The sequence below is a fragment of the Flavobacterium sp. 1 genome, from assembly GCF_002797935.1.
GTDB lineage: Bacteria > Bacteroidota > Bacteroidia > Flavobacteriales > Flavobacteriaceae > Flavobacterium.
The window spans coordinates 1,670,818-1,685,202 of sequence record NZ_PGER01000001.1 but is presented as its reverse complement, the minus strand read 5'-3'; the positions used below and the strand labels follow the sequence as shown (position 1 = coordinate 1,685,202).

The following is a 14,385-nucleotide window of genomic DNA, read 5'->3' as shown; positions in this document are numbered from 1 at the left end:
TTTTATTTTGTGGTTTAAAGAATTGTTAGTTTATTTGAGTAACAAATTTATAAAGTGTTAATGTTAAAGGAGTTTGCCCCATAATCTGCTTTAAATTTAAACTGACTGATATTATGGAATTAAAGTATTTTCGTTTTTCTTTTTTTGCTGTTGTTTTGTGTTTTATGGTTTCCTGCTCAGCTGAAGATGTTTCTGATCAAACTGCTTCTGATGTTCCTGCAGTTGTTTTGAGGTATGATTATTCTGCCATAGAATTAGAAACGATGACTTTGATAAATAATTATAGAGTAAGCAAAGGTTTAAATGCTTTAGAAAAAATTAATCATGTTTCCTATAAATCAGAAGAACATGATGAATATATGATTGCAAATAATGTTGTAAACCATGATGATTTTGAAGCTCGTTCAAATAATATAATGAAAGTTTTAGGAGCAAAAAAGGTAAGTGAAAATGTTGCTTATAATTATAATAGCGCAAAAGGCGCTTTTGATGCCTGGCTAAAAAGTGAAGGGCATAAAGAAAATATTGAAGGAGATTTTACTCACTTTGGTATTTCAATAAGAGAGAATCCTTCCAATGGCAAAAAGTATTATACTAATATATTTGTAAAAATCTAGGAGTATTATTTATTCTGAAAAAACAAAAAAAACTACCCATCGGGTAGTTTTTCGCATTTTAGGATTAGGAAATTTATAAGGCTGTAATTATGAACTCGCTTCGTCTGTTTTGTTGGTGTTCTTCCTCGGTACATTTTACGCCATCAGAGCAGTGATTGACCAATTGGGTTTCTCCATAGCCTCTAGAGCTTAGCCTATTTGAACTAATGCCATTTTTAATTAGCCATTCTTTGGTTGATTTAGCTCTTCTCTCAGAAAGGCCTTCATTGTATTTGAAAGATGCTCGGCAATCGGTATGGGAACGAATATCGATCATCATATTTGGATATTGGCCCATTACATCTAATATTTTGGCTAAATCTAATGTGGCTTCAGGTTTGATATCTGATTTGTCTAAATCAAAGTAAATCCATTTAATTCCAAAACATTTGCCCAAATCGTCACCAACTGCTACTTTACATAAAGCTTTTTCAAAGGCTAAATCCAATCGGGCTTTACAGTCATCTTCTTTTATAGCAACAGTTTTTTCAGTTGTTGCATAATCTTCTTTTTCTGCTCTAACGCTAAAAGTGCCACTGCTTCCTACGTCAAATGAATACTGCCCGTTTTGATCAGATTCTGTGGTGCTTACTGCTTTATGCTGGTCATTATAAAGAGTAATTTTGGCATTGGAAATCATTTGATTTAAAACCAATTCGCTAATAGTCCCACTTAATTCTGGTTTGCATTTTGTTTTGATTCTTTTGGTTTCCAAAAACTGATAGATGTCATCAAAGCCTTTTCCGCCAGGTCTATTTGAGGAGAAAAATCCAATTCGGTTTTGTGTGTTGATAAGATAGGCAAAATCATCCTGAGGAGAATTTACATCGGCACCAACATTTTTGACTTCATCAAATGTTCCGTCTGGCATTATTTTGGAAACGAATATATCTAGACCGCCAAGTCCTGGATGTGTGTCTGAAGCAAAATAAATCTCATTTTCATCGGTTACAAACGGAAATGTTTCTTTGCCGGGAGTATTAATTACGTTTCCTAAATTTATGGGGTTTCCATAGGATCCATCACTGTTGACAGATACTCTATAAATGTCGGATTCGCCCAAGCCTCCAGGCATATCCGAAACAAAATACAAAGTTTTTTCGTCTGGGCTTAATGAGGGATGAGCTGTGCTGTAATTATTGCTGTCAAAAGGCAGTTCCGTAACTTTTGCCCAATCATTGTTTTCAAAGCTGGCTTTGTATATCTTAATTAAAGTAACTCTGCTTTCATCTTTTCCTTTTTTTCCGTCTAAATAATTATTTCGCGTAAAATACATTGTTTTGCCGTCTTTAGTAAAGACAGCACTTGCTTCATGAAATTTTGATTTGACACTATTGGGAAATTTCATTGCTTTTCCTGGAGTTAATGAATCTCCTGTTAAGTTAGATTCATATAGATTCGTAAAGTATTGATCAGTCCAAGTATGTTTTCTCTGGGCTAAGCTTCCTGTATCTCTTGATGATGTAAAGACTAATTTGTTATCATTATAGACTGAGCTGCCATAGTCCGAATATTGAGTATTAATGCCGGCATCTTTTATTTTATATCTGCCCGAGTTTTCTTTTATTTTATCTAAATAATTTATGTCCTTGCCATAATATTCTCCTTTGCCTTTATTTCCGGTTTTTTCATTGTAAAGTGACAGTATCTCTTTGGCTTTGTCATTTTGTCCGACAGATTTTAGGCAATAGGCATATCTGTAGTAATATTCTGGATCTACGTTTGTTGTTAACGCAAATAATTTGTCATACCATTTATAGGCTTTGTCTAACTCAGAGTTGAAGTAATAGGCATTGCCGATTTTTTGGTACATATCTGGAGATTCATATCCTTTTTCGGCGATTCTCTCGTATGTTTTTATGGCATCGATATAGGCATAGCTATCGTATTTTTTATCTGCACTCGCTATTTTTCGTTTTTGAGCATATATTGATACTGCAAAAAGATTGAGTATAGTCAGGTAAAGTATTGCAATGTTTTTCATGATCTTTAATTTTTTAGAAATCTATAAATTGGATACTTGATTCTTCAGGATTATTGCCTAGATGTAATACTGGATAACTGATTGAATTTTTTTAGAAATTCTTCTGATTTTTGAATGTTTCCCATTGCTTTCAGGACAATTGAGTAGCGATAATAAAAGTCTGGTTCCAAATTAGCAGTGATGCTAAATAATTTGCTGTAGCATTTTTCAGCTTTTTCAAATTCGTCATTAAAAAAGTATGAATTCCCTAATTTTTTTAGCATTTCTACAGATTCATACCCTTTGTCAGACACTCTTTCATAGGTTTTTAGTATATTGATATAGGCAACAGAGTTTTCCCTTTTTGGAGTATCTGAGATTGCTATTGAGGCTGACTTTTTAGTGTTCATTATAGTGTCAGGCTTAAGAGCCGGTTCGTCGTGCTGGATTTGTACCTCATCTTCATAAATGGCAGTTATGACTCTCGTGCCGTTAGGTCCCAGATCATATGTATTTATTATGTTTGGATTGGTTACATCGTATTCACTTGTGTAACCGCCAAATTTTAAGGGAACGGTTTCCATTACATGATAATATTTTATCTTTCGTGCGGGAGTATGATCCTTCATATTCGTTATTGGAGCAGCCGTTTTTGATGTTTCCAGTTTCTTTTTATCCGGAGAAATCTGACTTTGCATCGGCCAATAATTAAATGAAGATAAACTCACGATTAGCATATAAAGGAGCATCTGATTTTTCATGATATCTGTTTTATTTTTTTGAATATCTAATCCCTGTTAATTCGCCTTATTCTTTAGAAAGACATTTTTTTGTTTTTTAGAAAAATCTAGGGGTTACCATTTTGCTGTTTTTCTGGAATAATTCATAGCGCAAGAATAACTCATGAGAACCAGAATTATAATTATCCAGTGCTGTAGTTTCAAAATCATAAGAATATCCTATATAGAATGCATCTGAGACTTGAAAGCCAGCCATGGCACTCAGCGAGGCACTCCATCTGTAAGCCATACCAACAGTTAATTTGTCAATGAACATAAAATTGGCAGAAACATCAACCTGCAAAGGAGAACCCTCAACGAGTTTTGTCATAAATGCGGGTTTGAATTTTGTTGTGGGGGATAAATCAAATATATATCCTCCAATTAAGTAGTAATTTATTTTTTCTTTATAAATAGCTACATCATTGTCATTGTATTTATCTGCTTCTAAGAAATTAGGAATTGAAAAACCTACATAGGCTTTGTCTGAATGCAAATAAAGACCAGCACCAATGTTAGGAGAAAATTCATTGTCAAAATTTTGAAATTGCGGATCAGTCTGATCGCCAGGGTTTAATTTATTAATATCAATATTGAAGAGGTTGGCAGTTCCTTTTAGGCCAAATGACAGTTTGAACGATTCAGATACTGGAATAGTATATGAAATATCAACTGATACTGAATTAGAAGTTGATGGGCCTATCTCATCATTTACAATTGAAAAACCCGCTCCCAGCATAGTGTTGTTAAAAGGGGTATTTACAGAGATCGTATTTGTTACAGGAGCTCCATCAAGCCCTACCCATTGTGTACGGTGTAGCGCAAAAAAGCTTAATGCTCCTCTAGAGCCAGCGTATGCTGGATTTACATTGATTGTGTTATACATATATTGAGTATATTGAGCATCTTGTTGCGCAAAACTTGCAATGGCTGCAAACATCATAACGATAGAAAATAGTTTTGTTTTCATAGTAGCTTTTGTTGGTTTAAATAGCTATTTTTTGATAGCTTAGTTTTGAGGATTCGTGTCTTATTTCAACTTATTTAATGAATAAGATGCTATACTCTGAGCCCTACATGGCTCAGAGTATTCAGCAGCTTATTTTACTAAATATAAATAGCCGTCTTTTTTAATATTTTGAGTTTGACCTACTCCATCAACAGTATCATAACTAATGATGTAAAAGTATGTGCCTGTTGGTAAACCTTCATTTTTATTGATTGTGGTTCTGCCCTCTGATCGACCTCTGAAAGCATTGCCTGCGTTGTCATAATTCTCTCTTTCAAAAACTAAGACACCCCAGCGGTTAAAGATTTCAACTTTTATGTTTTTATAGCAGTCGTTATCTTCTAGGTTCTCAATCTGGAAATAATCATTTTTGCCGTCTTCATTTGCTGAGAGTGCATTATGAATAATAATTGTTTTACATGGCAGTACTTTACAGTCATCATTGATTACCATTTCTAAGAATATGCTTCTTGGACAATCACCGCCAATTTTATACTCATATTTGTATTTGCCTACAGGTATGCCAATAGCGTTTAGAAGGCTGCCACTTATCCCTCCTGTATTATCGGTATCAACCCAGCTTCCTGTAGTTGCCGTACCCTGAGGCAATAAGCTATTCAAATCAATAAGAGTTGTATCGGCATTACAAAATGCAGGACTGGTAATTGTAATGGGTTCAATTCCTGCTACATTAATTGTAATGGTTGATGTAGAGCAATTTGTTAGATTTGCAGCTTCACAAATCTGATAATTGAATATGTATTGACCTGCAGCCACACCATTTAAAAATGCCACGTTCCCATTATCATCAATTGTAATATTTTGTCCAATGACAGATAGTAATTTAAATTTTAAATCACTTATGTTTGCTGATGTGCCATTTAATAAATCATTGCTTAGAGCATTACGAACCGCCTCACCAATTGAACATTGAGTTACACTATAAGTGTCTGGATTTGCTTTTATTACAAGAGGGATGTTGGTAACGTTAATAGTGACAATTGCAGTATCACAATTACCATTATCTGCTTTTTCACATATTTGATAGGTTAAAGTATAAATTCCGGTAGGAGTATTTGCTTTTACATCAATTGAACCATCTGTATTTAAAGTTATGTCTCCTTTTGGATCTGGAATCAAAACCGATAATGTAACATCAGCTGGATTTAAAGCCAAGGTATTTAAGGAATCGTTTTTAAATACGGTTAATATGTTTTTAACCCCTGCTAACCCTTCAAGTGTAGTTGCAGCGTCATCAACTGCATCAATTTTAAATGTTGGTCTGGCGGTACACATTGGATCTGAAGCTGGATAATTAACTATAATTGTTTGACTTGGATTTAATGTAAATGTTATTGAAGCGGTTGGTCTAAGGCCTTCAAAACCATCAGCGCTTTCGCTCCATTTTCCATCTGCGAAAACCCAGCCCGGCCAATCGGTTCCATTTCCGTTTTGATCCACAGTAGCGCCTGGCCATAATACTTTGCCGTTTAATGGCAAATTAGTCATTGTTGCAATTACATTATTATTGCTGTCAGTCCAAGTTAATGTCAATCCATTTACTGGGGTGAAATTATCTGCGGTTGCTGTATAGCTAAAATAAGGAACATCATTGATACAAATGCCTTCTCCAGATATTTTCATAGTTGGAGCCTCTATCGTAACAGTTACGGTGGCAGTATCACAATTAGTGCTGTTTAATTTTTCACAAATTTGATAAGTCATTGTTTGTATGCCAACAGGAGCATCAGCTAATACATCTATTGAGCCGTTAGGATTCAATTGCAAATATGGATTTGATGTTACAGTTGTTAAAATTACATCAGTAGGATTTAAAGCTAATGCGTTTAAAGTATCATTAGTGAAAACGTTAATGACATTTGCTGTAATTTGATTGACACCAACAACAGTTCCAGTATTATCATCAACAGCATCAATTGGATTGGCATTTTCGTTAACAACTTCATCATCTGTAGCACTGATAGGGGTGTTGTTTGGAGTCAATCCATCAGCAGTGGCGATATTGGTAATGGAGCCTTTATTTAAATCCTCTTGTATTACTGTATAGCTTTGCGCGTATTCAGAACTAGCACCAGGTGCCAAAACTTCAATAATTGTATCCAATCCTGTTAATGGATCTTTAACAGCTATCTCATGTAAAGTTACATTACCAGTATTTTTTATGTTTATTGTATAGTTTATTACATTTCCAACAGCACTATAGCTAGAGGTTGTGGCAATTTTTACAACAGTTAATCCAGGATTAATACAAAAAGTAATTACATTAGGGTTATTATTTGTTGGCAAGTTACCTGATTGGTCAGTTACTATTGCATCATTTGGTGCAGTACCATTAACTGTGGCCTGATTGGTAATAGTTCCATTATCAATATCAGCTTGAGTTACATTATAGGTGGCTTTATACATCCATGTTTCGCTAACCTCTAAAATACTGTTATTGTTAGCATCGCCGCTTTGTAGTGCAATAGCAGATAATCCAGCATGAGGGTCTATGACGGCTATATTGTGCAGACTTACATTACCGGGATTAGTCACGATAAAGGTGTAGGTTACCACACTGCCGACTGCCAGAGCTGCGCATCCATTTTCTCCAACTGTAATATCATTATTTTTTACTAAAGCGATCTTAGGATTAGTGCAAATAGGAATTACATTAGGGTTATTATTTGTCGGCAAGTTACCTGATTGATCGGTTACTATTGCATTATTTGGTGCAGCAGCATTAACTGCGGCCTGATTGGTAATAGTTCCATTATCAATATCAGCTTGAGTTACATTATAGGTGGCTTTATAAATCCAAGTTTCGCCAACCTCTAAAATACTGTTATTGTTGGCATCACCGCTTTGTAGTGCAATAGCAGATAATCCGGCATGAGGGTCTATGACAGCTACATTGTGCAGACTTACATTACCGGGATTAGTCACGGTGAAGGTATAAGTTACCACACTGCCGACTGCCAGAGCTGCGCATCCATTCTCTCCAACTGTAATATCATTGTTTTTCACTAAAGCTATGCTAGGATTAGTGCAAATAGGAATTACATTAGGGTTATTATTTGTTGGCAAGTTACCTGATTGATCGGTTACTATTGCATTATTTGGTGCAGCAGCATTAACTGCGGCCTGATTGGTAATAGTGCCATTATCAATATCAGCTTGAGTTACATTATAGGTGGCTTTATACATCCATGTTTCGCTAACCTCTAAAATACTGTTATTGTTAGCATCGCCGCTTTGTAGTGCAATAGTGGATAATCCTGCATGCGGATCGATTACAGCTACATTGTGCAGACTTACGTTACCGGGATTAGTCACTGTAAAGGTATAGGTTACCACACTGCCCACTGCCAGAGCTGCGCATCCATTTTCTCCAACTGTAATATCATTGTTTTTCACTAAAGCTATGCTAGGATTAGTGCAAATAGGAATTACATTAGGGTTATTATTTGTTGGCAAGTTACCTGATTGATCGGTTACTATTGCATTATTTGGTGCAGCAGCATTAACTGCGGCCTGATTGGTAATAGTTCCATTATCAATATCAGCTTGAGTTACATTATAGGTGGCTTTATAAATCCAAGTTTCGCCAACCTCTAAAATACTGTTATTGTTGGCATCACCGCTTTGTAGTGCAATAGCAGATAATCCGGCATGAGGGTCTATGACAGCTACATTGTGCAGACTTACATTACCGGGATTAGTCACTGTAAAGGTATAGGTTACCACACTGCCCACTGCCAGAGCTGCGCATCCATTTTCTCCAACTGTAATATCATTGTTTTTCACTAAAGCTATGCTAGGATTAGTGCAAATAGGAATTACATTAGGGTTATTATTTGTCGGCAAGTTACCTGATTGATCGGTTACTATTGCATTATTTGGTGCAGTAGCATTAACTGCGGCCTGATTGGTAATAGTTCCATTGTCAATATCAGCTTGAGTTACATTATAGGTGGCTTTATAAATCCAAGTTTCGCCAACCTCTAAAATACTGTTATTGTTGGCATCGCCGCTTTGTAGTGCAATAGCCGATAATCCGGCATGGGGATCGATGACAGCTACATTGTGCAGACTTACATTACCGGGATTAGTCACTGTAAAGGTATAGGTTACCACACTGCCCACTGCGAGAGCTGCGCATCCATTCTCTCCAACTGTAATATCATTGTTTTTCACTAAAGCGATCTTAGGAGACTGAGTTAGTTGTGTAATAGTACAATCAGGACAGTCAGTCTTGATTGGACAAGAAGTGCATGGAGTAGGGTCAGAAGAAGTATCTGTTACAGGATTGTTTTTTGGATCTTTGGCAGTTACAGTAGCTAAGTTGTAAACATAGCCTGTGTCAATATCTCCTTGGGTGATAACATGTGAGCCAGAGAATGTAGTTGAGTCAGTTGCTCCAACTGCAAGTGTAGCTATTGGTCCGCCAGTAATCACGGCATTGTTATCGGTAACTGTTACATTTGTTAGCGTTACGTTTCCAGTATTTTTAACAACAAAATTATAAGTAACTAGATCACCTACATTAGTTATTCCGTCATGGTTGTTATCTACATAAGTTCCGTCTTTAGTAATTGTAATTTCAGGAACTTGAATTAATAATGTTTCAGTAGGAATATCATTATCGATAGCAGTTCCGGATATATCTGTTACATTTTTATTTTCAGTATCTTTCCCTAAAGCAGTAGCAGAGTTTATTACTTTTCCGGCATTAATGTCCGCTTGTGTCAATGTATAAGTACCGGTTACAGTATTGTTTGTTTGTCCAACTATAATTAAAGCTATTGGATTTCCAGTAATATTTATTGCTCCAAGTAAGGGGTCACTAATAACTACATTTGAGACATTTACATTACCAATATTGGTTACTGAAAAAGTATAGTTGATTTTTTCGCCAACTTGAGCAAAACCATCTTCATTGGTATCAATAAAAAGACCTTTTTTGACAAGAGCAATTCCAGATTCTGTGATAGTATATTCTTTATTTATTGTACATCCTTTAGAATCTTTAATTTCAACTGAATAAGTGCCTTTTGCCAAATTAGTTAAATCTTTTGTTATAGCAAGATTTGACCAAGTATAAGTATAAGGTGAAGTTCCTCCTGTGACAGTTTGAATAATAGAACCATTACTGCATCCTACGCAATTATTGTTATTTATAATTACAGCAGTAGCACTTAATCCAGCTGTTGGCTGCGTGATGGTTACGGCTTGCGTTGTGGTACAGCTATTAGCGTCTTTCACTGTAATGGTGTAAGATCCTATAGTAAGATTACTGAATGTGCCACTGGCTACAAAGGTTGTTCCGTCTTTAGAGTAAGTATAAGGAGCAGTTCCGTTAGCCCCAGCAACTGTTACGCTTGCCGTATTGTCGCCAAAACAAAATACGTTGGTCTGCGCTGTGATGGAGGCGGTTAATGCAGCAGTTGGCTGAGTGATGGTTACAGCTTGAGCTGTGGTGCATCCGTTAGCGTCTTTTACTGTAATGGTGTAAGAACCTACAGTAAGACCGCTGAATATACCACTGGCTACAAATGTTATTCCGTTTTTAGAATAAGTGTAAGGCGCAGTTCCGTTTGCACCAGCTACTGTTACGCTAGCCGTATTGTTTCCAAAGCAAAGTACGTTGGTCTGTGCAGTTATGGATGCGCTTAATGCTGCTGCCGGCTGTGTGATGGTTACGGCCTGTGTTGTGGTACAGGCGTTGGCATCTTTTACTGTAATAGTGTATGAGCCTGCAGTAAGCCCGCTGAATACACCGCTTGAGGCAAATGTTATTCCTTCTTTAGAATAGGTATAAGGCGCAGTTCCGTTTGCGCCGGTCACCGTTACGCTTGCGGTATTGTTGCCAAAACAAAGCACGTTGGTCTGTGCTGTGATGGAGGCACTTAAAGCTATGGCTGGCTGAGTGATGGTTACGGCCTGCGTTGTGGTACATCCGTTGGTATCTTTCACTGTAATGGTGTAAGGACCAGCAGTAAGACCGCTGAATATGCCACTTCCAACAAAGGTTGTTCCGTCTTTAGAATAAGTATAGGGAGCAGTTCCGTTGGCACCAGCTACTGTTACGCTTGCGATATTGTTTCCAAAGCAAAGCACGTTGGTCTGTGCTGTGATGGAGGCACTTAAAGCTATGGCTGGCTGAGTGATGGTTACGGCCTGTGTTGTGGTACAGGCGTTGGCATCTTTTACTGTAATAGTGTAAGAGCCTGCAGTAAGTCCGCTGAATACACCGCTGGCTACAAAGGTTATTCCGTCTTTGGAATAAGTATAAGGAGCAGTTCCGTTAGCACCAGCCACGTTTACACTGGCAGTATTGTCACCAAAACAAAGCACGTTGGTTTGAGCTGTGATTGATGCGCTTAAAGTAGCAGTCGGCTGTGTAATTGTCACGGCCTGTGTTGTGGTACAGGCGTTGGCATCTTTTACTGTAATAGTGTATGAGCCTGCAGTAAGCCCGCTGAATATACCGCTTGAGACAAAAGTTATTCCGTTTTTAGAATAAGTATAAGGAGCAGTTCCGTTGGCACCAGCAACCGTTACGCTAGCTGTATTGTTTCCAAAACAAAGCACGTTGGTCTGTGTTGTGATGGATGCGCTCAATGCTGCCGCCGGCTGAGTGATGGTTACGGCTTGCGTTGTGGTACAGCCGTTAGCATCTTTTACCGTAATGGTGTAAGACCCAGCCGTAAGCCCGCTGAATGTGTCGCTTCCCACAAAGGTTACTGCGTCTTTAGAATATGTATAAGGAGCGGTTCCGTTTGCACCAGCGACTGTTACGCTGGCCGTATTGTTTCCAAAACAAAGCACGTTGGTTTGCCCTGTGATCGATGCGCTCAATGCTGCTGCGGGCTGAGTGATGGTTACGGCCTGCGTTGTGGTGCATCCGTTGGCATCTTTCACCGTAATTGTATAAGAGCCTGCAGTAAGCCCGCTGAATGTGCCACTTCCCACAAAGGTTACAGCATCTTTAGAATAGGTATAAGGAGAAGTTCCGTTAGCCCCAGCCACCGTTACGCTTGCCGTATTGTTGCCAAAACAAAGCACATTGGTCTGCGCTGTGATGGAAGCTGTTAATGCAGCAGTTGGCTGAGTGATGGTTACGGCTTGTGTCGTGGTACACCCGTTGGCATCTTTTACGGTAATGGTGTAAGGACCAGCAGTAAGACCGCTGAATGTACCGCTTCCCACAAAGGTTACTGCATCTTTAGAATAAGTATAAGGAGATGTCCCGTTTGCTCCAGCCACCGTTACGCTTGCCGTATTGTTGCCAAAACAGAGCACGTTGGTCTGAGCTGTGGTGGAGGCTGTTAATGCAGCAGCTGGTTGCGTGATGGTCACGGCTTGAGTAGTGGTGCATCCGTTGGCATCTTTTACAGTAATGGTGTAAGGACCAGCAGTAAGTCCGCTGAATATGCCACTTCCGACAAAGGTTACCGCATCTTTAGAATAAGTATAGGGAGCAGTTCCGTTGGCACCAGCTACGGTTACGCTTGCGGTATTGTTGCCAAAGCAAAGCACATTTGTCTGCGCTGTGATGGAGGCACTCAATGCAGCAGTTGGCTGAGTGATGGTTACAGCTTGTGTCGTGGTACATCCGTTGGCATCTTTTACAGTAATGGTATAAGGGTCAGCAGTAAGACCGCTGAATACGCCGCTTCCCACAAAGGTTACTGCGTCTTTAGAATAAGTATAGGGAGTAGTTCCGCTTGCTCCGGCCACAGTCACGCTTGCCGTATTGTTTCCAAAACAAAGCACGTTGGTCTGCGCTGTTATGGAGGCACTTAAAGCTATGGCTGGTTGAGTGATGGTTACTGCTTGCGTTGTGGTACAGCTATTAGCGTCTTTCACCGTAATGGTGTAAGGCCCTGCAGTAAGCCCACTGAATGTGCCACTAGCGACAAATGTTATTCCGTCTTTAGAATAAGTATAGGGAGCAGTTCCGTTAGCACCAGCCACTGTTACGCTTGCGGTATTGTTGCCAAAACAAAGCACATTTGTCTGCGCTGTGATGGAGGCACTCAATGCAGCAGTTGGCTGAGTGATGGTTACGGCTTGTGTCGTGGTACATCCGTTGGCATCTTTCACGGTAATGGTATATGGTCCAGCAGTAAGACCGCTGAATGTACCGCTTGCGACAAATGCTATTCCGTCTTTAGAATAAGTATAAGGCGCAGTTCCATTAGCCCCAGCGACCGTTACGCTTGCGGTATTGTTGCCAAAGCAAAACACATTGGTCTGTGCAGTGATGGAGGCACTTAAAGCTACGCTAGGTTGATCAATGGTTACTGAATTGGTTCGGGTGAAACAGTTATCGCTTACGGTCAAGGTATAAATCCCCTGTGGAAGGTTGCTTACAGTTGCGGTGGTTCCCACAACTATATTGCTTGAGTTTCTCCAAGAATATGTTGCGGTTCCCACAGCGTTTGTCACTGTTCCAGCTGTCACCGATCCGGTGCTGTCACCAAAACAGGAAGCGTCAGTTTTAGAAGAAGCCCCAAGGGCCAAAGTAGTACTTGGTTCGGTAATGGTTACTTGTTCTGTATCGGTACAACCTTTAATGTCAGTTACAGTTACGGTATATGTTCCTGCGCCAAGTCCAGTTGCTGTTGCGGTGATTTGAACAGGGGTGGTGTTCCAGCTATATGAATATGGAGAAGTTCCTGAGGTTGCTGAAGCAGTTGCTGAACCGTTAGTTCCGCTATTGCAGCTTGCGTTCACAACAGAGCCAATAGCAGCTATGGGCATAGGATTAATCGAAACAGATGTGGTTACTGTTTTTGGACAGCCACCAGTTGAGAACGAATAAGTAACTGTGTATGTACCAGATGTACTATTGGTAATGTCAATTTGTCCGGTAGTTGAATTAATAATTAGTCCTGATGGAGCTGAAAATGTTCCTCCGGTAACACCGCTTAAGGATACATTCACAAGCCCCTCGTTTTTACAAAAACTGCCGTCACCATAGCTGATGCTAGCGGTTCCTAAAACCAATTTTATTGGATAAGGACCTGCAAAATCATCTAATGCCGCTGATGGTGAATCCGAAGATTTTGTTTTTATTAAAACCGAACCAAATTCTGCGCCTTCACATGGATCGCTAAGTTCTAAGAAAGCACTTATGTTTATTGCTGCCTCAACAAATTGGTAGGCAGTATATTGACTTGTGCCAAAAGCGGTTCCTGCTATTGTATCCACAGTAGCTATGTTTGTTTTTCCAAAAGCATTAGCTGCAGAATCGGTAACCAATGAATACCCAGATCCATTCCATCTGTAAAATTTTACATTCGCCGTGCTACCACCGTTGGAATATTCAACCGAAAGTAAAATGTCTCCAACGGTTCTTCCACCGGCTAGCGTAAAGCTTCCCCCGGCATTCGCAGATATTGGGTTTTTAAAAAATTCAAAATCAATATAACTAGTTCCGGTTGTTACCAATCTATCACTGGCAATAATTAACCATTGCTTATTGTTTGTATCAACTCCCAAGTGTATCAAAACATTATTGATATCTCCTTTTCCTCCAGGTTTTGAGTTTGTCCAGCTCCATAGGGTATTTGGGTTATCGTCAAATTTTCCACCACCAGTAAAAATATTGTCGCCAGTGGAATTATATGCATCCGTAAATCTGTAGGTTGTTACCGTGTTTACGGCACTTCCATCATTATTGAATACAAATTGACCTGAACCACCAGTTCCTGATATCCAGTCACCTACATCTGCAGTTGGGGTGTTTGCCTTAAGATTACCGTCAATATCAAAACCATTATATGGGAAAATAACAGGTGCTGTTTGGGCAACTGCTGAAGAAAAACTTATAAAACTTAAGACTAAAAGTGTAACTAATTTTGTAGAATGAGTAAAAATTGTTTTCATTTTTAATTATTTTAAGGTTAATAACCTAAATGATATGAGAAAAGATTCTAAGTAATTATTCTATATGGAGCCAAATAATAA

At 38.8% G+C, this 14,385-nt stretch carries 5 protein-coding genes; 1 reads left to right on the top strand and 4 read right to left on the bottom strand.

Annotation, left to right across the window (positions count from 1 at the left end):
- Nucleotides 1–113: 113 nt before the first annotated feature.
- Nucleotides 114–617, top strand: coding sequence for a CAP domain-containing protein (locus CLU83_RS06770; protein WP_369828755.1), 504 nt, complete (start codon nucleotides 114–116; stop codon nucleotides 615–617).
- A gap of 73 nt (nucleotides 618–690) precedes the next feature.
- On the opposite strand, the gene CLU83_RS06765 is transcribed toward CLU83_RS06770, so the two are convergent.
- The 4 genes from CLU83_RS06765 to CLU83_RS06750 form a co-directional block, all read right to left on the bottom strand.
- Nucleotides 691–2,640, bottom strand: coding sequence for an OmpA family protein (locus tag CLU83_RS06765; RefSeq protein ID WP_100430901.1), 1,950 nt, complete (start codon nucleotides 2,638–2,640; stop codon nucleotides 691–693).
- A gap of 50 nt (nucleotides 2,641–2,690) precedes the next feature.
- A complete protein-coding gene (locus tag CLU83_RS06760) occupies nucleotides 2,691–3,380 on the bottom strand; it encodes a tetratricopeptide repeat protein (protein ID WP_157802020.1) in 690 nt (229 codons plus the stop codon).
- Nucleotides 3,381–3,456: 76 nt separating this feature from the next.
- Nucleotides 3,457–4,368 carry a type IX secretion system membrane protein PorP/SprF gene (locus tag CLU83_RS06755; RefSeq protein ID WP_100430899.1) on the bottom strand — a complete coding sequence of 304 codons (912 nt, stop codon included), beginning with the start codon at nucleotides 4,366–4,368 and terminating at the stop codon, nucleotides 3,457–3,459.
- 129 nt (nucleotides 4,369–4,497) lie between these two features.
- Nucleotides 4,498–14,304 (bottom strand): gliding motility-associated C-terminal domain-containing protein, encoded by a 9,807-nt coding sequence (locus CLU83_RS06750; protein WP_100430898.1) that lies wholly within the window; start codon nucleotides 14,302–14,304, stop codon nucleotides 4,498–4,500.
- Nucleotides 14,305–14,385: the final 81 nt, after the last annotated feature.